Consider the following 24492-nt stretch of genomic DNA (forward strand, 5'->3'; position numbering starts at 1 on the left):
AATAGGGGAACCTGTAAGGGAAGGGGCATCGGCCGCCGCCGGTGCTTTTTTGTTTGGAAGGGAAATGGCTGGAGAAAGACCTGCGCTATATCGGGGAATGAATCGACGCAAAGGAAATGCCGTCTGAACATGCGTTCGGGCGGCGTTTTTATAACAAAAACACTTCATGGCGGTTGGTTTTATGCCTGTCTAAGTTTTTGTGTCGTGCATACCTGAAGATTTCAGACGGTAAGTGTATTCCGTTTCAGTTTGTAAGCTATGGCAGTCTGTTTATCTTGTGTTTTGCGCAATTGCCCTTATTTTAAGCCGTGATTTTATTTTGAATTAGATGAACAGATGAGTAATCAAGATTTTTATGCGACGCTGGGTGTGGCAAGAACAGCTACCGATGATGAGATTAAAAAAGCCTACCGTAAATTGGCGATGAAATACCATCCCGACCGCAATCCTGACAATAAAGAGGCGGAAGAGAAGTTTAAAGAAGTACAAAAGGCGTATGAAACTTTGTCCGACAAGGAAAAGCGTGCTATGTACGACCAATACGGTCATGCGGCATTTGAAGGAGGAGGTCAAGGTGGATTTGGAGGGTTTGGCGGATTTGGCGGTGCGCAGGGTTTTGACTTTGGGGATATTTTCAGCCAAATGTTTGGAGGCGGTTCGGGGCGCGCCCAGCCTGATTATCAGGGTGAGGATGTTCAAGTCGGTATCGAAATCACGCTTGAAGAAGCAGCAAAAGGCGTGAAGAAACGCATCAATATTCCGACTTATGAAGCGTGCGATGTCTGCAACGGCAGCGGCGCGAAACCCGGGACATCCCCTGAAACCTGTCCGACTTGTAAAGGCTCGGGTACGGTGCACATCCAGCAGGCGATTTTCCGTATGCAGCAGACTTGTCCGACCTGCCACGGTGCGGGCAAACATATTAAAGAACCTTGCGTCAAATGCCGTGGCGCAGGGCGGAATAAGGCGGTCAAGACGGTGGAAGTCAATATTCCCGCCGGTATCGATGACGGGCAGCGTATCCGTTTGAGCGGCGAAGGCGGGCCGGGTACGCACGGTGCGCCTGCCGGCGACCTGTATGTAACCGTCCGCATTCGGGCGCATAAGATTTTCCAACGCGACGGCTTGGATTTGCATTGCGAACTGCCGATCAGTTTTGCCACGGCTGCTTTGGGCGGGGAGTTGGAAGTGCCGACCTTGGACGGCAAGGTCAAGCTCACCGTCCCCAAAGAAACCCAAACCGGCAGGAGGATGCGCGTGAAGGGTAAGGGTGTCAAATCTTTACGCAGCAGCGCGACCGGCGATTTGTACTGCCATATTGTTGTCGAAACGCCTGTCAATTTGACCGACCGCCAGAAAGAGCTTTTGGAAGAATTTGAGCGGATTTCTACCGGCTTGGAAAACCAAACGCCGCGCAAGAAATCGTTTTTAGACAAGCTGCGCGATTTGTTTGATTGATTTTAAGGTTCGGAAACAAGCAGCCGTATCGGGTAATATCCCTGATACGGCTGTTTTTGTTTGTTTGGAAATAGTTTTTATTTTCAATGTGGTATGGGGCAGGGTGGGATAACTGTTTTTAACCGTTCTTTTTAAAACTTGACATCATGGCGTGATGCCAACAATATGTGAACGTCTGTTGTCAAAGGAAGAATAATGAATAAATCTTTATCCGGTTCGGTAGAAGAATACCGCGAACTGACGCTCCGAGGCATGATACTCGGTGCATTGATTACTGTAATTTTTACTGCGTCCAACGTTTACCTCGGTTTGAAAGTCGGGCTGACCTTTGCCTCGTCGATTCCGGCGGCGGTGATTTCGATGGCGGTTTTAAAGTTTTTCAAAGGCAGCAATATTTTGGAAAACAACATGGTGCAGACCCAAGCCTCGGCGGCGGGTACGCTTTCGACCATCATTTTTGTCCTGCCCGGTTTGCTGATGGCGGGCTACTGGAGCGGTTTCCCGTTCTGGCAGACGACGCTTTTATGTATTGCCGGCGGGATTTTGGGGGTGATTTTTACCATTCCGCTGCGTTACGCGATGGTGGTGAAAAGTGATTTGCCTTATCCGGAAGGTGTGGCGGCTGCTGAAATTTTGAAAGTGGGCGGCCATGAAGAAGGGGATGACCGTCAGGGCGGCAGCGGTATCAAAGAGCTGGCGGCCGGCGGCGCGTTGGCGGGATTGATGAGCTTTTGCGCCGGAGGTCTGCGCGTGATTGCCGATAGCGCGAGTTATTGGTTTAAAAGCGGTACGGCAATTTTCCAACTGCCGATGGGCTTTTCACTGGCATTGTTGGGCGCGGGCTATTTGGTCGGACTGACGGGCGGCATCGCCATCCTGTTGGGCATTTCGATTGCTTGGGGCATTGCCGTGCCGTATTTCTCCTCACACATTCCGCAACCTTCCGATATGGAAATGGCGGCGTTTGCGATGAAGCTGTGGAAGGAGAAAGTGCGTTTTATCGGTGCGGGAACCATAGGTATCGCGGCGGTTTGGACGCTTTTGATGCTGCTCAAGCCGATGGTGGAAGGCATGAAGATGTCGTTCAAGAGTTTTGGCGGCGGTGCGCCCGCTACAGAACGCGCCGAACAGGATTTGTCGCCTAAAGCCATGATTTTCTGGGTATTGTCTATGATGTTTATTCTAGGCGTGTCGTTTTACCACTTTATCGGCGATTCGCACATTACGGGCGGCATGGCTTGGCTTTTAGTGGTCGTTTGCACGCTTTTGGCTTCCGTCATCGGCTTTTTGGTCGCCGCCGCCTGCGGTTATATGGCGGGTTTGGTCGGCTCGTCTTCCAGCCCGATTTCCGGCGTGGGCATCGTTTCCATTGTTATCATTTCGCTGGTTTTATTGGTTGTGGGCGAATCAGGCGGCTTGATGGCGGATGAGGTCAACCGTAAATTCTTACTGGCGTTGACGCTTTTCTGCGGCTCGGCAGTAATCTGCGTGGCTTCGATTTCCAATGACAACCTGCAAGACCTGAAAACCGGCTACCTGCTCAAAGCCACGCCTTGGCGGCAGCAAGTTGCCCTGATTATCGGCTGTATCGTCGGTGCGCTGGTGATTTCACCCGTGTTGGAACTGCTTTACGAAGCCTACGGCTTTACCGGCGCAATGCCGCGCGAAGGCATGGATGCGGCGCAGGCTTTGGCAGCCCCTCAAGCGACTTTGATGACGACCATCGCGTCGGGCATTTTCGCCCACAATCTCGAATGGGCGTATATCTTTACCGGTATCGCGATTGGAGCGGTATTAATCGTCGTCGATTTGGTGTTGAAAAAATCATCAGGCGGTAAACTTGCCCTGCCCGTCCTTGCGGTCGGTATGGGTATTTATCTGCCGCCGTCCGTTAATATGCCCATCGTGGCAGGCGCGGTGTTGGCGGCAGTGTTGAAACACATCATCGGTAAAAAAGCGGAAAACCGTGAAGGCCGTCTGAAAAACGCCGAGCGCATCGGAACCTTGTTCTCCGCCGGCCTGATTGTCGGTGAAAGCCTGATTGGTGTGATTATGGCGTTTATTATTGCCTTCTCCGTGACCAACGGCGGCTCGGATGCGCCGCTTGCGTTGAATCTGGAAAACTGGGATACCGCCGCCTCATGGTTGGGTTTGGCGTTCTTCGTTACCGGGATGTTTTTCTTTGCACAGCGCGTACTGAAGGCGGGTAGGTAGCCTGTCGGAAAAAATGCCGTCTGAAACGTTCAGACGGCATTTTTTATCGGGAAAGCGGAAGGCGGAACTTTTCGGCTTGTGCCCACGTTTTGCCGGCAAGGTCTTTGGGCGACAGCAGCGGCGTGGTTTGAAGCGGCCAGCCTATGCCTATTGCCGGGTCGTTCCATATTAAAACCTGTTCGGCTTCAGGCTTGTAATAGTCCGTGCATTTGTACATGACTTCTGCCGTATCGCTCAAAACGTAAAACCCGTGTGCGAAGCCTTCGGGTATCCAAAGCTGGCATTGGTTTTGCGCGGACAGGGTTGCGCCCGCCCATTTGCCGAAAGTCGGCGAACCTTCGCGCATATCGACGGCCACGTCGAACACTTCTCCGGCAATCGCGCGTACGAGTTTGCCTTGCGTGTTTTCGGTTTGGTAGTGCAGGCCGCGCAATACGCCTTTGCGTGATTGGGAATGGTTTTCCTGCACGAAATTTCGATCGGCAATATTTTCTTTGAACCACCCGTCGCGGAAGGTTTCCATAAAAAAGCCGCGTCCGTCTTTGAAGACTTGCGGTTTTAAAATTTTTACGTCGGGGAGGGCGGTGTCGATGATGTTCATGATTTTCTCTGTATGCCGTCTGAAGAAAGTGGTTCAGACGGCATTTATTTGCCGATTAGGCGCAGCAGGTATTGCCCGTAGGCGGTTTTTTCCAAAGGCTTTGCCCGTGTTTCCACATCTTTTTTCGTCAGCCAGCCGTTGCGCCAAGCGATTTCTTCGAGGCAGGCGATGTGCAGGTTTTGGATGTTTTGCACGGTTTGGACGAATGAAGCCGCCTCGTGCAGGCTCTCGTGGGTGCCGGTGTCCAACCACGCGAAACCGCGTCCTAAGATTTGGACGGAGAGCGAGCCGTCTTCCAGATACAGACGGTTGAGGTCGGAAATTTCCAATTCGCCGCGTGCGGACGGTTTGAGCTGTTTGGCGAACTCGACGGCGCGGTTGTCGTAGAAATACAAGCCGGTTACCACCCAATCGGATTTGGGCTGTTGCGGTTTCTCTTCGATGGAAACGGCGCGGAAGTTTTCGTTAAATCCGACCACGCCGAAACGTTCGGGGTTTTTGACCTGATAAGCAAACACGGTTGCGCCGTGCGTTTGCGCTGCCGCCTGTTTCAATGTTTGCGTAAACGACTGACCGTAAAAAATATTGTCGCCCAAAACCAAGCAGACATTGTCTTCGCCGATAAAGTCTTCGCCGATGATGAATGCCTGTGCCAAGCCGTCGGGAGCGGGTTGCACGGCATAGCTGATGGAAATGCCGAAATCGCCGCCGTCGCCAAGCAGGCGTTTGAAAGAGGCGTTGTCTTCAGGCGCGGTAATCACCAAAATGTCGCGGATTCCCGCCAGCATCAATACGGACAGGGGATAGTAAATCATGGGCTTGTCGTACACGGGCAGGAGCTGTTTGGATACGCCACGTGTGATGGGGTAGAGGCGCGTGCCGTTGCCGCCTGCCAGTATGATGCCTTTCATCTTTTCTTTCTTCCTTTGCGATGGGTTTTCAGACGGCATTGCGTCGGGATGCCGTCTGAAAACTATTTGCCTGTACCTAAGCGTTCCAAACGGTAGCTGCCGTTCAATACGTTTTGCCACCAGGTTTTGTTGTCCAGATACCATTGCACTGTTTTGCGGATGCCGGACTCGAAGGTTTCCAAAGGCTGCCAGCCCAAATCCCGTCTGATTTTCGCCGCATCAATGGCGTAGCGCACGTCATGGCCGGGGCGGTCCGGGACAAAGGTAATCAAATCTTCATAACGTGCCACACCCGCCGGTTTTTCAGGAACAAGCTCTTCCAGCAGGGCGCAGATGGTTTTGACGACTTCAATATTGACTTTTTCATTGTGGCCGCCAATATTGTAGGTTTCACCGACAACACCTTCGGTAACAACCTGATACAGCGCGCGCGCGTGGTCTTCGACAAACAGCCAGTCGCGGATTTGCGCCCCGTCGCCGTACACAGGCAGCGGTTTGCCGCCAAGCGCGTTCAAAATCGTCAGCGGGATGAGTTTTTCGGGGAATTGTCGGGGCCCGTAATTATTGGAACAGTTGCTGACAATGGCGGGCAGCCCGTAAGTCCGTTGCCACGCGCGGACAAGATGATCGGAAGATGCTTTAGATGCGGCATAAGGATTGGACGGCGCGTAGGGCGCGGTTTCGGTAAACAAATCGTCTGTGCCGCCTAAATCGCCATAGACTTCATCGGTGGAAATATGGTGGAAACGGAAGGCTTCGCGCTGTTCAGACGGCATTTGCCGCCGGTAGGCACGCGCAGCTTCCAGCAGATTGAATGTGCCGACGATATTGGTTTGGATAAACTCGCCTGCCGAATCGATAGAGCGGTCGACATGGCTTTCCGCCGCCAAGTGCATCACGGCATCAGGCCGGTATTGCGCGAATACGCGGTCGAGTTCGGCGCGGTCGCAAATATCCACTTGTTCAAAAGCATAGCGAGGATTATCGGCTACCTCAGTCAAAGATTCCAAATTGCCGGCATAAGTCAGCTTATCGACATTGACGACAGCGTCCCGGGTGTTTCGGATAATATGGCGGACAACGGCAGAACCGATAAAGCCCGCGCCTCCGGTAACAAGGATGGTTTTTTTGTTTGCGGTTTGCATTTAATCCCCATATCCGTCGGGGTTGCGGCTGACCCAATGCCACGAATCCTCCATCATTTGCGCAAGGCTGCGTTTGGTTTCCCAGCCCGTCTCTTGTTTGGTATGGGACGGGTCGGCAAAGGAACACGCCAAGTCGCCGGCGCGGCGGGGTTGGATTCGGTAAGGAATGCGCAAACCGGATGCGGCTTCAAAGGCGCGGATGATTTCCAAAACGGAATAGGCGCGCCCCGAACCCAAGTTGAATAAATGTACGCCGGCAACACCGCCTTTCGCCTTCATTGCCGCGATATGCCCTTCTGCCAAATCCATCACATGAATGTAGTCGCGCATACCGGTGCCGTCGGGGGTCGGATAATCGCCGCCGAATACCGACAGTTGCGGCAGCCTGCCCGAAGCCACTTGGCAGATATAGGGCAAAAGGTTGTTGGGAATACCGTTGGGCTGTTCGCCGATCAAGCCGCTTTCGTGCGCGCCAATCGGGTTGAAATAGCGCAACAAAATCACGCTCCAACGCGGATCGGCTTTTTGGATGTCGGTTAACATCCGTTCCACCATCGCTTTGGACGCACCGTAAGGATTAGCGGTATCGCCCGGGCGCATATCTTCCGTATAGGGGACTTTTTCCGCATTGCCGTAAACGGTTGCCGACGAGCTGAATACGATTTTGAACACGCCCGCGCACGCCATTTCTTCCGCCAGCACCAGGCTGCCGTAAACATTGTTGCCGTAATATTTCATCGGCTCGGCAACGCTTTCCCCCACCGCCTTCAAACCGGCAAAATGGATGACGGATTCGATTTCGTGTTCCGAAAAAATCTGCCTCAAAATCTGACGGTCGCGGATGTCACCCTGATAAAACGGTATGTTTCTGCCGGTAATTTGCCGAAGGCGCGGGAGGACGGCGGCAGACGAGTTGCACAGATTATCCAGAATCACGGCATCGTAACCGGATTGGACGAGCGAGACGGCGGTGTGCGAACCGATGAAGCCGGTGCCGCCGGTAATCAGGACGGTCATAAACATTCCTTTCAGATTGTATCGGGCAAAGTATATCAGTATTATCTTCATCTTTTCCAAACGATTACCCACATTGCGCCGCCGGCTGTCCGAGCGGCATAAAAAGGCAATTTATGAACATCACCCAAATCCTCTCCCAAGAACTTTCCGCCACTGCCGCGCAAATCACCGCCGCCGTCGGGCTTTTGGACGACGGCGCGACCGTCCCCTTTATCGCGCGTTACCGTAAAGAAGCCACGGGCGGGCTGGACGATACGCAGCTGCGCCAGCTTGCCGAGCGGCTGCAATATCTGCGCGAGTTGGAAGAGCGCAAAGCTGTTGTATTAAAAAGCATTGAAGAGCAAGGCAAGCTTTCAGACGGCCTCAGAGCGCAAATCGAAGACGCCGACAACAAAACCGCGCTGGAAGACCTGTATCTGCCCTACAAACCCAAACGCCGCACCAAGGCGCAAATCGCGCGCGAACACGGTTTGCAGCCGCTGGCGGACGTGTTGCTTGCCGAGCAGCCGCAGGACGTGGAAGCCGCCGCGCAAGGTTACCTGAACGAAAACATCCCCGACGCCAAAGCCGCGCTGGACGGCGCGCGCGCGATTCTGATGGAACAGTTTGCCGAAGACGCGGAACTCATCGGCACGCTGCGCGACAAGCTGTGGAACGAAGCCGAAATCCACGCGCAAGTGGTTGAAGGAAAAGAGACAGAAGGCGAAAAATTCAGCGATTATTTCGACCACCGAGAACCCGTCCGCACGATGCCCAGCCATCGCGCGCTGGCGGTTTTGCGCGGCCGCAACGAAGGCGTGTTGAACATCGCGCTCAAATATCAGCCCGACGACACGCCGATTACGCAGCAAAGCGAATACGAGCAAATCATCGCCCGCCGCTTCAAAGTTTCAGACGGCTGCAAATGGCTGCGCGACACCGTGCGCCTGACTTGGCGCGCGAAAATCTTTTTGTCGTTGGAACTTGAAGCTCTCAATCGTTTGAAAGAAGCCGCCGACACCGACGCGATTACCGTGTTTGCCCGCAATCTCAAAGACTTGTTACTCGCCGCGCCCGCCGGACGGCTGACGACGCTGGGTCTCGACCCCGGCTACCGCAACGGTGTGAAATGCGCCGTGGTGGACGACACCGGCAAGCTGCTGGATACGGTCATCGTCTATTTGCATCAAGAAAACAATATGTTGGCAACGCTGTCGCGCCTGATTAAACAACACGGCGTGAAGCTCATCGCCATCGGTAACGGCACCGCCAGCCGTGAAACCGACAAAATCGCGGGCGAACTGGTGCGTGAAATGTCGAAAATGGGGCTGCATAAAATCGTCGTGTCCGAAGCCGGTGCATCGATTTATTCCGCGTCCGAACTGGCGGCGCGCGAGTTCCCCGACTTGGACGTTTCCCTGCGAGGCGCGGTGTCCATTGCCCGTAGGCTGCAAGACCCGCTCGCCGAGTTGGTCAAAATCGACCCCAAATCCATCGGCGTGGGCCAGTATCAGCACGACGTGAACCAAAACCGGCTCGCCAAATCGCTGGACGCGGTGGTCGAAGACTGCGTGAATGCCGTCGGCGTGGACGTGAACACCGCCTCCGCCCCGCTCTTGGCGCGAATTTCCGGTTTGAATCAAACCCTTGCCCAAAACATCGTTGCCTACCGCGATGAAAACGGCGCGTTCGACAGCCGCAAAAAACTGCTGAAAGTACCGCGTTTGGGCGAAAAAACCTTCGAGCAGGCGGCAGGCTTTTTGCGGATTAACGGCGGAAAAGAGCCGCTGGACGCGAGCGCGGTGCATCCCGAAGCCTATCCCGTCGTTGCCAAAATGCTGGCGCAACAAGGCATTACCGCCGCTGAACTCATCGGCAACCGCGAGCGCGTGAAGCAAATCAAAGCGTCCGACTTCACCGACGAACGCTTCGGCCTACCGACCATTCTGGACATCCTGTCCGAACTGGAAAAACCCGGCCGCGACCCGCGCGGCGAGTTTCAGACGGCATCGTTTGCCGAAGGCATCCACGAAATCAGCGACTTGCAAGTCGGCATGATACTCGAAGGCGTGGTTTCCAACGTCGCCAACTTCGGCGCGTTCGTGGACATCGGCGTCCATCAAGACGGCTTGGTGCACATCTCCGCCCTGTCCAACAAGTTCGTCCAAGACCCGCGTGAAGTGGTGAAAGCCGGCGACGTGGTTAAAGTGAAGGTGCTGGAAGTCGATGTTGCGCGTAAACGCATTGCGCTGACCATGCGCTTGGATGACGAACCGGGCGGCACAGCCAAAGGCAACAGGCCGTCTGAAAACCGACATCAGGAACGCCGTGACCGTAAACCACAACGCAACGACCGTGCCCCGACCAATTCGGCGATGGCGGATGCTTTTGCGAAGTTGAAACGGTAAAAAGAAGGGCGGGCTTCCGGCCCGCCGTTTTTATATTGGATTTGAAATAGGGCTATTTTAAAAGCGGAGCTCATAAGCACCCGATTTACGCTTTTCAGACGGCATTTTGCGGTGTTGTGGCATGGATATGCAGACAGGCGTATAGTTTCGGTATGATTAAACCGTTATACAAATAAGGAGTCCGAACCATGAAAAAAGTTCTGTTTGCCGCGCTGATTTCCTGTTTCTCCGTTGCAGCCTATGCGGCCTGTACCGACAGCCAGCAGCAGTGCGTGATTTATAAAAACGGCAACGTCGCGGCAGAGGGCGGCTGCGCGGTCAGTAAATGCGAGGATGCCGGGGCGAAGGTTTTGAAGTGGAAGATGAAAAACGGCAAAGGCGTAACCGTTGAAATCGGCAAAGACGGCAAGGTTTCGGTGAACAAAAAACCGGGTGCGAAAGCGTCCAACAGCAACGCGGCAGGTATGGGTTTGACGTGTTATGCCGCCGATGCGGACAGGCGCGAGCAGTTCTGTTCGACCAATTATTGAACAGGTGCGGATGCCCGATGCCGTCTGAACGGAGTTTCAGACGGCATTTTGTTTGTAAAAAACGGTTGGAAAAACGGCGATTCTTTGACAAGCCTTAACAGTTCCCCTAATATCTTCGCGCCTGCGTCCCCTTCGGGCGGACATGAAGAAAAACATTTTAGGAGGTCAAACGATATGGAATGGGCGTTTAACAGTTATTACACCTTGATTGCCGCCACTTTGGTTTTGCTGGTTGGCAAAGTTTTAGTTAATAAAATCAAGTTCTTGCGAGATTTTAACATCCCCGAACCCGTGGCGGGTGGGCTGATTGCCGCGATTATCCTGTTTGCGCTGCACGAAGCGTACGGCGTGAGCTTCAAATTTGAAAAACCGCTGCAAGATGCGTTTATGCTGATTTTCTTCACGTCCATCGGCTTGAGCGCGGATTTTTCCCGTTTGAAGGCGGGCGGTTTGCCGCTGGTGGTTTTTACCGCGATTGTGGGCGGATTTATCTTGGTGCAAAACTTTGTCGGTGTCGGACTGGCTTCCGCTTTGGGTTTGGATCCGCTCATCGGCCTGATTACCGGTTCGGTTACGCTGACGGGCGGACACGGCACGGCGGGTGCCTGGGGGCCGGATTTTGAAACCAAATACGGTTTGGTCGGCGCAACCGGCTTGGGTATGGCTTCTGCAACTTTCGGGCTGGTGTTCGGCGGTCTGATCGGCGGTCCGGTTGCACGCCGCCTGATCAACAAAATGGGCCGCAAACCGGTTGAAAATAATAAACAGGATCAGGACGACAACGCGGACGACGTGTTCGAGCAGGCAAAACGCACCCGCCTGATTACGGCCGAATCTGCCGTTGAAACGCTTGCGATGTTTGCCGCGTGTCTGGCGTTTGCCGAGATTATGGACGGCTTCGACAAAGAATACCTGTTCGACCTGCCCAAATTCGTGTGGTGTCTGTTTGGCGGCGTGGTTATCCGCAACATCCTCACCGCCGCATTCAAGGTCAATATGTTCGACCGCGCCATCGATGTGTTCGGCAATGCTTCGCTTTCGCTTTTCTTGGCAATGGCGTTGCTGAATTTGAAACTGTGGGAGCTGACCGGTTTGGCGGGGCCTGTAACCGTCATCCTTGCCGTACAAACCGTGGTGATGGTTTTGTACGCGACTTTTGTTACCTATGTCTTTATGGGGCGCGACTATGATGCGGCAGTGCTGGCTGCCGGGCATTGCGGTTTCGGTTTGGGCGCAACGCCGACGGCGGTGGCAAATATGCAGTCCATCACGCATACTTTCGGCGCGTCGCATAAGGCGTTTTTGATTGTGCCTATGGTCGGCGCGTTCTTCGTCGATTTGATTAATGCGGCGATTCTCACCGGCTTTGTGAATTTCTTTAAAGGCTGATTTTTACGCCTTTCCGACAAAGCACCTGCAAGGTTTACCGCCTGCGGGTGCTTTTGCTATGATAGCCGCCGTCGGTCTGCACTGTTTGGAAGGAATATCATGTATCGGAAACTCATTGCGCTGCCGTTTGCCCTGCTGCTTGCCGCGTGCGGCAGGGAAGAACCGCCCAAGGCATTGGAATGCGCCAACCCCGCCGTGTTGCAGGATATACGCGGCAGTATTCAGGAAACGCTCACGCAGGAAGCGCGTTCTTTCGCGCGCGAAGACGGCAGGCAGTTTGTCGATGCCGACAAAATTATCGCCGCCGCCTACGGTTTGGCGTTTTCTTTGGAACACGCTTCGGAAACGCAGGAAGGCGGGCGCACGTTCTGTATCGCCGATTTGAACATTACCGTGCCGTCTGAAACGCTTGCCGATGCCGAGGCAAACAGCCCCCTGCTGTACGGCGAAACGTCTTTGGCAGACATCGTGCGGCAGAAGACGGGCGGCAATGTCGGGTTTAAAGACGGCGTATTGACGGCAGCTGTCCGCTTCCTGCCCGTCAAAGACGGTCAGACGGCATTTATCGACAACACGGTCGGTATGGCGGCGCAAACGCTGTCTGCTGCGCTGCTGCCTTACGGCGTGAAGAGCATCGTGATGATAGACGGCAAGGCGGTGAAAAAAGAAGACGCGGTCAGGATTTTGAGCGGCAAAGCCCGTGAAGAAGAACCGTCCAAACCCACGCCCGAAGACATTTTGGAACACAATGCCGCCGCCAGCGATGCGGGCGTACCCCAAGCCGCAGAAGGCGCGCCCGAACCGGAAATCCTGCATCCCGACGACGGCGAGCGTGCCAATACCGTTACCGTATCACAGGGCGAAGTGGAAGAGGCGCGCGTGCAAAACCAACGCGCGGAATCCGAAATTACCAAACTTTGGGGAGGACTCGATACCGACGTGCAAAAAGAGTTGGTCGGCGAACAACGCAAGTGGGCGCAGGAAAAAATCAGCAACTGCCGACAAGCCGCCGCGCAGGCAGACGGGAAAGAATACGCCGAATATCTCAAATTGCAGTGCGACACGCGGATGACGCGCGAACGGATACAGTATCTTCGCGGCTATTCCATCGATTAGGGGCAAACCGATGAATACCGTCCCCAAAAGCAGGATTCCCGTCAAACCGCTGCCCGAAAAAACCACAGACGAAGCCAAAGTCGAAAAATGGAGGCAGCTCGGTGCGGAACACGGTTTGTCGGGCGAATGGGCAGTTGCCGCCAGATTGGGCGAAAACGGTTTTACCGAAGAACAGATGGAAAATATCGCCAACCTGTTCGGCAGATAAAGGGAAAATTGACGGAAATGCCGTCTGAAACCCTGTTGTCGGTTTCAGACGGCATTTTGACCAATACGGTACGCAGGCGCAAAACAGCCGTCTTTTCCTGTGTTTCCTATGCTGATGTTCCAACACAGGGGACGGCACATAAAGCGTCGCCCTAAAAGGCGGGATTTCAACCGGAAAGGAAATACGATAGAATCGGCAATTTGCCGTAAACTTAAAAAGTTCCATCCATATCGAGGAGACATTATGCATCCCCCCCCCCGCAAAATGAACATTTCGAGCAAGACCCTATCCCTTACACCGTCCGTTTCAGACTCAATCAAATCCTTCCCGAACTCGACTGCCATTGGCAGGAAAATCTGACAGAAATCTTCAAAACACTTTCTCCCGAAGCCGGGCAGGCGGCCTGTACGCAAATCCTTTCCCGAAAAGGCATAGGCTATAACGAAGCCGACGGTTCTTTCACTTGCCTTCCCAAAAAACGCATTTCGTTTTCTTCTTTGGCAACAGATATTCCCATCCCCGACCTCAAACGGCTGGCAGGGCATATCGCGGAACGCCTGAATGTATTGGCGCAATGCGAATCGCCGGTTTATATTGCCGACATTCTCGAAAGCGTGCTGTCCGTTATCAAAAACGTCGATACCGGGGGCAAACGCGCACGGGAAAATTTCAAACAGATTCTGAAAACCGAATTTATTTACGCCGCCGCTGCGGTATTGAAAAACAAAACCAAATGGGAAATCCCCGAAAACACCCGCAATCTCGATTCGGACATCATCTGTACCTATATCTGCGAAGTGTTCCTAAAATCGCACCTGCTCGGCAACAGTTTTCCGATGATGCGCCCGCGCGAAGTAAAGCAGATGCCCGAACCGGTGTTTGACAAAGTATTGTTTGCCGAACAGCGCGCCCGCCAGTTGGAAGTTATCCGAACGTCGAAATACTTGTTTGCCATCGCGCCTTATTACACCGACGATATTCCGTTTTCCCTGCGCCGCTTCCTGTCGGAAGACAAACTCTATACCAGCTACAACCGCTATTACACCGCCATCCATATCCCCGTCCGCAACATCACTCAGAATGATGCCCTGCGTTTTGCCAACGGTTTGAAACAGATTCTTTCGCTGCAATCCGGCGTGAGCTGGGAAATCATCGATATGATGGACAGGATAGAGGAAAACTACGACAAAAAAGCCCTGCCGCTGCTGTTTTCGCCGTTCCCCGCGCAAGTCGAACGCACGCAGGCGATTGCCGCCAGATTGGACCAATTCGAGCGGCTGTTGGGCGACACCGTCCTCGATCCGTTCTACTATTGCCTGACGCGTATGGCGAAGGGCGAGGAAGATTTGAAATATATTTATATCGCCTTCCGCCAGTCTTTCGGCGGCATCTTCAATTCGTTTGAAAACTTCCGCCTGCTGCCCGCGCTGTGGATGAGCAGGGATGCGGAAAATATGTCCGACCGCATGAACGCCTATATTTCCGCAATGGAAGACCGCCGCCGCGAGATATTGTCCATTCGGCAGGGAAAGCCTGAAGAAGAATTTTCCCGCAAGATGGCAGGCTGCCTGACCGACTTGGAAAACTGTCTGGAAAAACACCTCGAACAGTTCGGGCCGGTATCGGAAAGTATCGAAGCCTGTACCGCCAAACTGCAGGAGCAACCGTCGTTCTTCAACAGGCTGATGAAAACCAACGACAAGCTCAACAGGCAGATTGACGTGTTGCAGAAACAGTCGGCAGCCATCCACAACGAAGCCTATATCGAAATGAACACGCTGCTTTACCGCCATCGCGAAGTGGTTTCCGTCCACAACCGCAAAGCAGATTATGCGGAAAAGGGCAAAGAGCGGATTGCGCTGTTCCCGCGCGGCTTGAACGGCATCACCAAGCTGCCCGCCGCCGTCCTGTTGCCCGAGCGTCCCTACCATTTTGATATGAAGGAGGTTCTGCATATATTCTCCCGGATACCGAGGTAGGCGTATCGGCTGCCGGATAAAAATGCCGTCTGAAACGGAAATCTGTTTCAGACGGCATTTCTACAATCAAACGGCGAGCCGTTTATTTGAATTTGTAGGTGTATTGCAGGCCGATGATGTCGGCGTGGTTTTTGAAACGTGCGGAAGACGCGCCTTTGCTGTCCACATCGTTGCCGCTTGCCTTCGCCGTGCGGTAGCTGGTGTCGTTGATGTGGATGTGGGTGTAGGCGGCATCGACGACGTGGTTTTTACCGATATTGTATTTCATACCGGCGGAGAACCAGATGCGGTTGCCGTCGGGCAGGCTGTTCATGCGGTAGTCGGCGTTGCGGACGGGCGATTTGTCAAAAGCGATGCCGGCGCGCAGTTGCAGCGGTTCGCTGATTTGATAAGAACCGCCCAAGCCGATTTTGTAGGTGTTGCGCCAGTTGGGGGTGATGGTGGTGCGGTCGGATTTTTTGCCCATACTGATGGTTTTTTCTTTTTCAAAAACCAGTTCCGCCTTATTGAAGCGGCTGTGGCGCGTCCAAGTTACGTCGCCGAACAGGTTGGCTTTGTCGGACACTTTGTACATGCCGTGTACGGACAAAGACTCAGGCGTTACGATTTTGACGCTGGCTTTTTCATTCGCCGTGTAACCGTTTGCTGCGAGTGCCGTACTCCACATTGCTTTCGCCGCCGCGCCGTCTGCCGCCCATTCGGCAGTGCCTTCGAGCGTGTGTGAAACTTTGGAACGGTAGTTCACGCCCACGCGCGCTCGGTCGTTGATGTCCCACATCCACGCCAGTTGGTAGCCGAAGCCCCAATCGCTGCCTTTGACATCGGCGTGTCCGTCAGCTTTGATTTGAGCAGCGGCAGTAGGATTAGAAGGTGTTGCTTTCAGCATTGCTGCTTTTTGCTGGATACCCCAGTCGGCATATTTGCGCAGTTCGGCGGAAGTATGTTGAGCGATGATGCCTGCGCCGAAGGAATGGCGTTCGTTGAGTTTCCACGCGGCGACGGGTTCGACGGCGATGCTGGTCAGACCGAGTTTGTTGATGTTGTGGCGCAACACGGAATCTTTTTCGTATTCGGTGGCAGAGCCGAAGGGGACGTACACGCCCAAACCCAAAGTTACGTCGTCATTGACTTTGTATGCGCCGTAGATGTGGGGCGCAACCGTGGTTTTGGTAATTTTGCCGTTTTTAGAACCTTGGACAGGAAGCCCGGTAAAGTCGGTGGCGGAATCCGCCTCATAATGAATGCTGGGCAGCACGATGTTGGCGTTGACGGAAATCTGGCTGCTGTCGAGTTTGGTCAGACCGGCGGGGTTGTAGAAGATGGTCGATGCGTCGGTGGCTTCTGCGGCGGCGGCATTTGCCGTGCTTTGCGCGTTGACCGACTGTGTGCCGAAGTGGTAGCCGGATGCGTGAACGGATGCGGCGGCAAAGGCAGTGCCGAGCAGCAGGACGGTTTTTTTCAGTGTGGAAGGGGTCATTTCAGTTTCCGTAAAAAATTGCAGACAAATAAAAAAGGCAGTCGGAAATGCCTTGTTTCGCTTTAGTATAGGTACTCGATTTTATCCGATGTTGCCGGATTTGCACAATTTTTTCAGTTTGCCCGAACCGCCGCGCCGCCGCAAAAAATGCCGTCTGAAGCCTCGGGCATCGGCTTCAGACGGCATTTTCCACTCAGGGCGGATTATTTGACGCGCAGCACTTCCAGTGTATTGGTCGAACCGGATTCGCGCATTTGCGAGCCGCTGGTGATGATGTACTGGTCGCCGGAATGCAGGATGTTGTGTTCCACCAGCATCGTTTCGACTTCGTTCAACGCCGTGTCGTGGTCGGTGCTGGTTGCCAAAATCAACGGACGTACGCCCCGGTACATCGCCATACGGCGTTGGGCGGAAACGCTCGGGGTCAGCGCGAAAATCGGCAGGGTGATGTTGTGGCGGCTGATTTCAAAGGCGGTCGAGCCGCTTTCGGTCAGGGCGACAATCGCTTTGGCGTGAACCGCGCGCGCCACGCTGACCGCACCGCCGGCAACCGCCAGGTTGGTGCTGACCACTTCGGGATACTCGACCTGTTCGGCAACGCCGTTGAGCGAATCCTGCTCTTTTTCCGCAGCCGCGCAGATAATCGCCATTTGGCTGACGGTTTCAAACGGATACGCGCCGACGGCGGTTTCGGCGGAACACATCACCGCATCGGTACCGTCCAATACCGCGTTTGCCACATCGCTGACTTCCGCGCGGGTCGGCACGGGGTTGGTAATCATCGATTCCATCATTTGCGTCGCCGTAATGCTGAAGCGGCGCAACTCGCGGGCGCGGCGGATCATCCGTTTTTGCAGGGCGGGGACGGCGGCGTGTCCGACTTCGACCGCCAAGTCGCCGCGCGCAACCATAATGCCGTCGCCGGCGAGGATGATTTCATCAAGGTTTTCAATCGCTTCTACGCGTTCGATTTTGGAAACCAAACCGGGGCGCACGGCAGTGCTGCCTTTCATTTCTTCTTCGACTTTGGCGCGCGCGATGTGCAAATCTTCGGCAGATTTCACAAAGCTGATGGCGAGGTAGTCGCAACCGATGGCAATCGCGGTTTTCAGGTCGCGGAAGTCTTTTTCGGTCAACGCGCCTGCGGACAGACCGCCGCCGCGTTTGTTGATGCCTTTGTTGCTTTTCAGGACGTGGCTGTTTTCCACCCTTGTGATAATCCTGCTGCCTTCGACGGATTCCACGGTCAGGGTCAGCAGGCCGTCGTCCAGCCACAAGACATCGCCTGCGGCAACATCATCAGGCAGGTCGCGGTAGTCCAAACCGACTGCCTCGCGCGTGCCTTCGCCTTCGAGCGCGGCATCCAGTACCAGCGTTTCGCCTTTGTTCAATTCGATGCCGCCGCCGGCGATTTTGCCCACGCGGATTTTCGGGCCTTGCAGGTCGGCAATGATGGCGATTTCCTGTCCGGCGCGTTTTGCCGCCTCGCGCACGATACGGGCGTTTTCCTGATGGAATTCGGGCGTGCCGTGGCTGAAGTTGAAGCGGACGACGTTCAGGCCGCCGACGCGGATCATATCTTCCAACAGTTTGACGTTGTTGCTGCCCGGCCCAAGGGTGGCGACGATTTTGGTGTTGTGGCTGATGCGGGTCAGATCGCGGCTTGTCTGGTTCATATGAAAGTCCTTTCGGTCTCAATCGGGTGTTTTGCGGTATTTTGTTGCAAAATTACAGAAATTTGGAACCGGTTTGATGTCTATTTGGTGAACGCGGCGGAATATTCTGTAAAAATATGATTTAAATTAATGGTTTGATATTTTACCTGCAAACCGCCTTTTTTGGTGCAAAATTACACGGTTTTATGACTTAGGCTAAATTTATTTTTTGTTCGGCGGCTTGCGCGGTCGGGTAAAATAAAGTTTTGAACAGCTGGACGGATGAAAAGATGTGGCGGCTTTTGAGTGCTTTGCCGATAGGCGTGGTATTGGCGGATTTGGTGTACGGTTTTGTATTGAATGTGCTGCAGGGTTTGGATTTGCAGCGTGCCGTGCCGGATTCTGAAGGCGTGTTGGCCGTTACGCCAGATATTGCGTTCAATAGTTTGCAGATTGTCGCCAACGGCGGTATGTCGGCGGTGGTCGGCTTCGGGTTGGTGGTTTTGTTTTTGCTCAACCGTTCGGTGTTGCGGCGGCAGGTTTTGGAAATCGGAATATTCCGGACGTTGGGTTTGGTGGCGGTTTTGGCGTTCAGCGTGCCTTCGGTGTGGGAGTGGGCAAACGCGCTGTTGTCGCTGATGCGTGGCGTTGATGTGGTCAATACGGGTAATGCGCGCTATGTCCTGACGGCTTTGTGTATGCCGTGGCTGGCGGTGTTGTGCGTGGTCAGGCTGTTTGGCTGGTATAGGCTGCAGACGGTTTCGGTCAGGGCTGCAAAGGCAGGGGGTGCGGGGAAGGCGGGCGGATAGGGCGCATATTTTAAAATGCCGTCTGAAAGGGCTTCAGACGGCATTTTTTAACGGCTGTGCCGGGTTTCGATACCGGTTTTGATTTCGCCGTAAATCCGGCTGCCGCCTTGTCCGGAAAAGGCGGTGCAGGCGGCAAGGGGCAACAGGGTGCAGATGAGGAGGAGTGTTTTCATTTGGGGTCGCAACGGAAGTGGTAGGCGCAGATTTCAAAACCGTTTTTGAAATACAGGCGGTGCGCGTCGGTACGGTCGTGGTTGACGTGGACGTTAAGGTGGATTTTGGTAACCCCTGTTTCTGCACCGATTTTCCGGACTTCTTCCAGCAGGCGCGAAGCATAACCTTTGCGGCGGCTTTGCGGCAGGGTAACGATGTCGTCGATATGGATATGTCGGCCGCTGGCGAGGTTGCAGGCTTCGTGGAAACCGCAGACGGCGACGGCATTGTATTTACCTTCTTCAAAAATACCCAGCAGGCGGTAGCCGACGGGACGTTGGACTTTGTTGATCTGTTCGGTAAAACGGTTGATGTCGGTCAGCATGGAGCGCAGCACGCTCAAGGCTGCAAAGGCGGTGGACGTGTCTTCCGCACCGATTTCGCGCAAAATGTAGGATGCGCCCGAGACGGTCTGTTCCTGTGCTTTCTCGGCGGCGTGTTTTTCTTCGATTGCCTGTGCCAGCAGGACGCGTTCGTCGGCAGGGTCGTTTTGTCCGCCCTGTTCGCGTTCTTCGAGCAGGGCTTTGCAGTCGATGACGCGCAGGTCGTTGTCGGCGGCAAAGTCCATCAGGAAGCGGAACATCTGCGGATTGTCGGTTTCCAGTTTTTTATCGACGGCGACGCAGCGGATGTTGTCCACCAGCATGGGGCGTACCCATTTCGAGTAGGAGAGGCGGTTGTCTTTGGTGAACGAGGACAGGATGCCGCACAGGCGTTCCGCCCAGTCGCTGGGACGGAAAATCTTGCCGGAACTCGTTGTGCCGTGGATGACGACTTCGTAGGGGTTGCAGACTAACATGGCGGCTTCCTGAAAAGAAATGTCTGGCGCGATTATACCTTATGCTTATGCGGGCGTGTTTGGATATGCCGTCTGAAAACCGTTTGATGTGCACTGTTGAAACTTTGCGGCGGCAAATGTGCGATAATACGCGGCGTATTGCCGCTTTCGGAAACACTCGGGCGGTGTGGACGCATAACCGGATGCCTGCTTGGCGCGGGTCTTTTACGGAGGAGGGGTGAAATGCCTAATCCGCTATATAAACAGCATGTTATTTCTATTTCTGATTTGACGCGGGAACAGCTCGAGCTGCTGCTTCAGACGGCATTGAAACTGAAGTCGGAGCCGCACGGCAACCTGTTGGAAGGGAAACTTATCGGTTCGTGCTTCTTTGAACCGTCCACGCGTACGCGCCTGTCGTTTGAAACGGCGGTACAGCGGCTGGGCGGCAAGGTCATCGGCTTTTCGGACGGCGCGAATACCAGTGCCAAAAAAGGCGAGACGCTTGCCGATACCGCCCGCATCATTTCCGGCTACACCGACGCAATCATCCAACGCCATCCCAAAGACGGCGCGGCGCGCGTGGCGGCGGAGTTTTCGCGCGTCCCCGTTATCAACGCCGGCGACGGCACGAACCAGCACCCCAGTCAGACGCTGCTCGACCTGGTTACCATTTATGAAACGCAGGGACGTTTGGACAAGCTCAAAATCGCCATGGCGGGCGACTTGAAATACGGACGTACCGTGCATTCGCTTTGTCAGGCGTTGAAACGCTGGAATTGTGAATTTGCCTTTGTTTCGCCGCCCAGCCTGGCCATGCCCGACTATATTACCGAAGAGTTGGACGAAGCCGGCTGCCGATACCGTATCCTCGGCAGTTTGGAAGAAGCGGCGGAATGGGCGGATATCCTGTATATGACCCGTGTTCAACGCGAACGTTTCGACGAACAGGAATTTGCCAAAATCCAAGGCAAATTCAATCTCGACGCATCCATGCTTGCCCGCGCCAAACCGAACCTGCGCGTGCTGCACCCCCTACCGCGCGTGGACGAAATCCATCCCGATGTCGATGCTACGCCGCATGCCTATTATTTCGAGCAGGCGACTAACGGCGTTTATGCGCGTATGGCGATATTGTCGCTGGTGTTGAACGAAGAAGTGTGAGGAACCGATATGGAAACCCCGAAACTCAGTGTCGAAGCCATTGAAAAAGGTACGGTTATCGACCATATTCCCGCCGGCAGGGGGCTGACCATCCTGCGCCAGTTCAAACTTTTGCACTACGGCAACGCGGTAACCGTGGGCTTCAACCTGCCCAGCAAAACCCAAGGCAGCAAAGACATCATCAAAATCAAAGGCGTGTGCTTGGACGACAAAGCCGCCGACCGCCTCGCCCTGTTCGCCCCCGAAGCGGTGGTCAACACCATCGACAATTTCAAGGTCGTGCAGAAGCGGCATTTGAACCTGCCCGACGAAATCGCCGAAGTGTTCCGCTGTCCGAACACGAATTGCGCCGGCCACGGCGAGCCGGTCAAAAGCCGGTTTTATGTTAAAAAACACAACGGGCAGACGCGGCTGAAATGCCATTACTGCGAAAAAACCTACAGCCGGGATTCGGTGGCGGAAGCCTGACGGATTCCCTTAAACCGAGCGGGCGGCATTTCGTCTGCCGCCTGTTTTGCCAATCTGAAATGGAATGATGATGCACGCTTCTGTCCAAAGCCGTTTCGCACCGATACTTTATGTTTTGATTTTCTTTGCCGGTTTTTTGACCGCGCAAATCTGGTTCAATCAGAAAGCCTATACTGAAGAGCTGCCTCCGCTTCTGTCCGCATTGTCCGCCGTCGCGCTGGTGTGGCTGGCGTGGGCGTTCGTGTCGGCGCGTTCAAAGGCTAAGGCGGAAAAGTTCTACCGCGAAAAAATGATACAGAACGAAAGCATACACCCCGTCCTGCACGCTTCTTTGCAACACTTGGAACACAAGCCGCAAATGCTCGCCCTGCTGGTCAAAAACCACGGCAAAGGGATGGCGGAACAGGTCAGGTTCAAGGCGGAAGTGCTGCCTGACGATGAAGACGCGCGCACGATTGCCGCCGAGTTGGCAAAAATGGATATGTTCGCATTGGGGACGGACGCGGTCGCCTCGGGCGAAACCTACGGGCGCGTGTTCGCCGATATTTTCGAGTTGTCGGCGGCTTTGGAAGGGCGCGCGTTCAAAGGGATGTTGAAACTGACGGCGGAATATAAAAACATCTTCGGCGATGCCTGCCGTTCGGAAACGGCGTTGGATTTGGGCGCGCTCAATCAGGCGTTGAGGGAAATTTCAAAAATGCCGGAAAAGTCCAAACGGATATTTTATTGAAGGTGTCCCGATGTATGGGGCGCGCACCAGCGGCGCGGCGGCTTTTTCCGGCAACAATGCCGTCTGAAGGCTTCAGACGGCATTTTTTCAGGGGGCGGCGGCAAAGTGGCAAGATTGGGTTTGGATACCCGGTTACTTCCGTCTGTCTGCAAGGGCAAGCCGCTGATTTCCGTTCGGGCGGAAACCGGTCCCATCAGATAAAAGGCATTTTGTCCGACTAAATCAGGGTTTTGCATCAACGGGATATGAAAATGCAGTCTAAATAAAAAATGCCGTCTGAAGCCTTCAGACGGCATTGTTGCCGAGGGGTTATTGGAAAGGGTCGGAATCGACGCGAGTGCGGCCCTGATCCGGCATATTGTCCAAATCCCGTCCCGGATTGGCGGCGGTGTCGCCTACGGAAATATCGGAGATGTTTTCCAGAATGATGGCGGACGACAGGTGTTCGGAGGTGCGGTAAACCATTGCCAAGCCCACTTCTTCGGCAGGAGTGGAAATCAGTTCGACGGTATCCCTGCTTTTGGGTTCTTCTGCCAAATTGTTGGAGAGGTTGACCTGCATCGTTTTCTTGCGTTTGTAGAGGCTCAAAACCGCGCCTTTGTCCAAACCGTCCGCCTCGCCTTTGTCTATCGTAATGGTTTTGAACTGTCCGCCGATTCTCACGCCTTCAAACACGGAAACGATTTTCGCCTGAACCGGTTGGGAGGGCTCGTGCGGCACCATATTGAAGCGGTCGGTGTCTTCCGGCATTTTCATCAGGTAGTCGCCCTGCTGTATTTCGGAAATGGCGGTTTCGACCACCAGCGGCTGTATCGAATGGGTACGCAGCGGGGTAATCAAAGGATGGGTGCGGGTATAGTATTCGTTGTCTTTCAACTGCTCCGCCGCCTGTTCGGAGCGTTGTTCGAGTGCCGAATCGGTATAGGGCAGGGAGCGTACGATGCCGCTGAATGCGACTTCTTGTCCGAGGAATTTACCCGTATCCGGATCGGTGATGTTTTTATTGATACGGTAGGTCAGGTAGCGGCCCGGTTCTTTCAGGCCTTTGGTGTAAACCCTGGTGCCTTTGGTGTACAGCAGCCTGCCTTCCGGACCCGAGAGCAGGCGCGGCGCGGCAGCGGTTTCTTTGCGGGAGACGATTTGCGGGTGCTGCATAAAGATGCGGTAGAAGTTGACATCGATGGCGGGAATACCGTATCCGGACACTTCTTTATCCGGACTCATTTTGACGACGGGGATGTTGTCTGTCTGTTCTAGGCTGAGGCGCGGTTCGCCGTTAACGTAGCGCAACACCAAAACCTGACCCGGATAAATCAGGTTGGGATTGTGGATTTGGCTGCGGTTCGCACCCCACAGGCGACCCCATTGCCACGGGCTGTACAGGTATTTGCCCGAAATGCCCCACAGGGTGTCGCCCTGTTTGACTGTGTAGCGTTGCGGCGCGTTCGGGCGCACCTTCAGATTTGCCGCCAAAGTTTGTGTTGAGAATGCCATACCTGCCGCGCAGAGCAGGGTTATAATACGACGTTGCATAACCGTTCCCCTTATCTGATAAATTTCGGTTTGTCTTGCCTGATCGGGTTGGAAAAAGCGGCGACGGTCTTTTCGGGACGTGCCGCATTACAATAAATTATTCGTATTTTAACATCGAATTAACCATACCATCACGGTAATTGTGAAAAACAGGCAGCGTATCTGCCGACGGAAAGAGAAAATTATGGCTTTACTGAATATCCTCCAATATCCCGACGAGCGTCTGCACACGGTGGCAAAGCCTGTCGAACAAGTTGACGAGCGCATCCAAAAGCTGGTTGCCGATATGTTTGAAACGATGTACGAGGCGCGCGGCATCGGGCTGGCGGCGACGCAGGTCGATGTGCACGAGCGCGTGGTCGTGATGGATTTGACCGAAGACCGCAGCGAACCGCGCGTGTTCATCAACCCCGTTATTGTCGAAAAAGACGGCGAAACCACTTACGAAGAAGGCTGCCTGTCGGTGCCGGGCATTTACGACACCGTTACCCGAGCCGAACGCGTCAAGGTCGAGGCTTTGAACGAAAAAGGCGAAAAGTTCACGCTGGAGGCGGACGGCTTGCTGGCGATTTGCGTGCAGCACGAGTTGGACCACCTGATGGGCATTGTGTTTGTCGAACGATTGTCGCAGCTCAAGCAGAGCCGGATTAAGACCAAGTTGAAAAAACGTCAGAAACATACGATTTGACCCCTTTGCCGTGCTGTCCGGA

24 protein-coding genes are annotated in these 24492 nt (G+C 54.3%); 14 read left to right on the forward strand and 10 right to left on the reverse strand.

The window, feature by feature from the left end; genetic code table 11:
• Positions 1-336 precede the first annotated feature (336 nt).
• Together dnaJ and RDY34_RS08930 are read left to right on the forward strand one after the other, a co-directional pair.
• Positions 337-1458, forward strand: coding sequence for a molecular chaperone DnaJ (dnaJ, locus tag RDY34_RS08925; protein WP_003754336.1), 1122 nt, complete (start codon positions 337-339; stop codon positions 1456-1458).
• Positions 1459-1653: 195 nt separating this feature from the next.
• Complete coding sequence (locus RDY34_RS08930; RefSeq protein ID WP_003754337.1) at positions 1654-3672, forward strand: OPT family oligopeptide transporter; 2019 nt, start codon at positions 1654-1656, stop codon at positions 3670-3672.
• 43 nt (positions 3673-3715) lie between these two features.
• On the opposite strand, the gene rfbC is transcribed toward RDY34_RS08930, so the two are convergent.
• The 4 genes from rfbC to galE form a co-directional block, all read right to left on the reverse strand.
• Positions 3716-4273, reverse strand: a complete 558-nt coding sequence (gene rfbC / locus RDY34_RS08935; protein ID WP_003754339.1) for a dTDP-4-dehydrorhamnose 3,5-epimerase — start codon at positions 4271-4273, stop codon at positions 3716-3718.
• A gap of 44 nt (positions 4274-4317) precedes the next feature.
• The gene (gene rfbA / locus RDY34_RS08940; protein WP_025456927.1) at positions 4318-5184 is read right to left on the reverse strand and encodes a glucose-1-phosphate thymidylyltransferase RfbA; all 867 of its coding nucleotides are present in this window, start codon (positions 5182-5184) and stop codon (positions 4318-4320) included.
• A gap of 62 nt (positions 5185-5246) precedes the next feature.
• A complete protein-coding gene (gene rfbB / locus RDY34_RS08945; RefSeq protein WP_308074839.1) occupies positions 5247-6329 on the reverse strand; it encodes a dTDP-glucose 4,6-dehydratase in 1083 nt (360 codons plus the stop codon).
• On the reverse strand, positions 6330-7346 hold the full coding sequence (gene galE / locus RDY34_RS08950) for a UDP-glucose 4-epimerase GalE (protein ID WP_118779491.1): 1017 nt from the start codon (positions 7344-7346) through the stop codon (positions 6330-6332).
• A 113-nt stretch (positions 7347-7459) separates the two neighbouring features.
• On the opposite strand from galE, the gene RDY34_RS08955 reads away from it, so the two are divergent.
• The 7 genes from RDY34_RS08955 to RDY34_RS08985 all read left to right on the forward strand — a co-directional run bounded on the left by RDY34_RS08955 (position 7460) and on the right by RDY34_RS08985 (position 14955).
• A complete protein-coding gene (locus RDY34_RS08955) occupies positions 7460-9733 on the forward strand; it encodes a Tex family protein (protein WP_308073928.1) in 2274 nt (757 codons plus the stop codon).
• A gap of 188 nt (positions 9734-9921) precedes the next feature.
• Positions 9922-10263 (forward strand): hypothetical protein, encoded by a 342-nt coding sequence (locus RDY34_RS08960; protein ID WP_308074838.1) that lies wholly within the window; start codon positions 9922-9924, stop codon positions 10261-10263.
• 174 nt (positions 10264-10437) lie between these two features.
• Positions 10438-11652 carry a sodium/glutamate symporter gene (gltS, locus tag RDY34_RS08965; RefSeq protein WP_308018326.1) on the forward strand — a complete coding sequence of 405 codons (1215 nt, stop codon included), beginning with the start codon at positions 10438-10440 and terminating at the stop codon, positions 11650-11652.
• Positions 11653-11751: 99 nt separating this feature from the next.
• Positions 11752-12768 carry a lysozyme inhibitor LprI family protein gene (locus tag RDY34_RS08970; protein ID WP_308033916.1) on the forward strand — a complete coding sequence of 339 codons (1017 nt, stop codon included), beginning with the start codon at positions 11752-11754 and terminating at the stop codon, positions 12766-12768.
• Between the two features lie 10 nt (positions 12769-12778).
• Positions 12779-12976: a hypothetical protein gene (locus tag RDY34_RS08975; RefSeq protein WP_002225930.1), complete on the forward strand. Its 198-nt coding sequence runs from the start codon at positions 12779-12781 to the stop codon at positions 12974-12976.
• A gap of 17 nt (positions 12977-12993) precedes the next feature.
• Positions 12994-13131: a hypothetical protein gene (locus RDY34_RS08980; protein ID WP_308033917.1), complete on the forward strand. Its 138-nt coding sequence runs from the start codon at positions 12994-12996 to the stop codon at positions 13129-13131.
• Positions 13132-13473: 342 nt separating this feature from the next.
• Entirely contained in the window at positions 13474-14955 is a 1482-nt protein-coding gene (locus RDY34_RS08985; RefSeq protein ID WP_308074837.1) for a hypothetical protein, read from the forward strand.
• A gap of 82 nt (positions 14956-15037) precedes the next feature.
• On the opposite strand, the gene RDY34_RS08990 is transcribed toward RDY34_RS08985, so the two are convergent.
• Together RDY34_RS08990 and pyk are read right to left on the reverse strand one after the other, a co-directional pair.
• On the reverse strand, positions 15038-16432 hold the full coding sequence (locus RDY34_RS08990) for an OmpP1/FadL family transporter (protein ID WP_308074836.1): 1395 nt from the start codon (positions 16430-16432) through the stop codon (positions 15038-15040).
• Between the two features lie 203 nt (positions 16433-16635).
• Entirely contained in the window at positions 16636-18108 is a 1473-nt protein-coding gene (gene pyk, locus RDY34_RS08995; RefSeq protein WP_308074835.1) for a pyruvate kinase, read from the reverse strand.
• A 269-nt stretch (positions 18109-18377) separates the two neighbouring features.
• Here pyk and RDY34_RS09000 point away from each other — a divergent pair, with 269 nt between their 5' ends.
• Positions 18378-18896, forward strand: coding sequence for a hypothetical protein (locus RDY34_RS09000; protein WP_308074834.1), 519 nt, complete (start codon positions 18378-18380; stop codon positions 18894-18896).
• 47 nt (positions 18897-18943) lie between these two features.
• Here RDY34_RS09000 and RDY34_RS09005 read toward each other — a convergent pair whose 3' ends face one another.
• Both RDY34_RS09005 and RDY34_RS09010 read right to left on the reverse strand, forming a co-directional pair.
• On the reverse strand, positions 18944-19069 hold the full coding sequence (locus RDY34_RS09005; RefSeq protein ID WP_255489364.1) for a hypothetical protein: 126 nt from the start codon (positions 19067-19069) through the stop codon (positions 18944-18946).
• Positions 19066-19908, reverse strand: coding sequence for a GNAT family N-acetyltransferase (locus RDY34_RS09010; protein WP_308074833.1), 843 nt, complete (start codon positions 19906-19908; stop codon positions 19066-19068). Before RDY34_RS09010 ends, RDY34_RS09005 begins: the two co-directional genes overlap by 4 nt.
• A 222-nt stretch (positions 19909-20130) precedes the next feature.
• Here RDY34_RS09010 and pyrB point away from each other — a divergent pair, with 222 nt between their 5' ends.
• The 3 genes from pyrB to RDY34_RS09025 all read left to right on the forward strand — a co-directional run bounded on the left by pyrB (position 20131) and on the right by RDY34_RS09025 (position 22249).
• A complete protein-coding gene (pyrB, locus tag RDY34_RS09015; protein ID WP_003754376.1) occupies positions 20131-21051 on the forward strand; it encodes an aspartate carbamoyltransferase in 921 nt (306 codons plus the stop codon).
• 9 nt (positions 21052-21060) lie between these two features.
• Entirely contained in the window at positions 21061-21519 is a 459-nt protein-coding gene (gene pyrI, locus RDY34_RS09020; RefSeq protein WP_002216215.1) for an aspartate carbamoyltransferase regulatory subunit, read from the forward strand.
• A gap of 64 nt (positions 21520-21583) precedes the next feature.
• Complete coding sequence (locus RDY34_RS09025; protein WP_003754378.1) at positions 21584-22249, forward strand: DUF8453 domain-containing protein; 666 nt, start codon at positions 21584-21586, stop codon at positions 22247-22249.
• On the opposite strand, the gene RDY34_RS09030 is transcribed toward RDY34_RS09025, so the two are convergent.
• Both RDY34_RS09030 and RDY34_RS09035 read right to left on the reverse strand, forming a co-directional pair.
• A complete protein-coding gene (locus RDY34_RS09030; RefSeq protein ID WP_308074832.1) occupies positions 22243-22545 on the reverse strand; it encodes a hypothetical protein in 303 nt (100 codons plus the stop codon). The genes RDY34_RS09025 and RDY34_RS09030 overlap by 7 nt on opposite strands.
• A gap of 13 nt (positions 22546-22558) precedes the next feature.
• Positions 22559-23782: a LysM peptidoglycan-binding domain-containing protein gene (locus tag RDY34_RS09035; RefSeq protein WP_308074831.1), complete on the reverse strand. Its 1224-nt coding sequence runs from the start codon at positions 23780-23782 to the stop codon at positions 22559-22561.
• Positions 23783-23966: 184 nt separating this feature from the next.
• Here RDY34_RS09035 and def point away from each other — a divergent pair, with 184 nt between their 5' ends.
• Complete coding sequence (def, locus tag RDY34_RS09040; RefSeq protein WP_304679545.1) at positions 23967-24470, forward strand: peptide deformylase; 504 nt, start codon at positions 23967-23969, stop codon at positions 24468-24470.
• The last annotated feature ends 22 nt before the right edge of the window (positions 24471-24492 follow it).

This window comes from Neisseria polysaccharea (genome assembly GCF_963392925.1).
In the GTDB taxonomy this organism is placed as follows: Bacteria; Pseudomonadota; Gammaproteobacteria; order Burkholderiales; family Neisseriaceae; genus Neisseria; species Neisseria polysaccharea.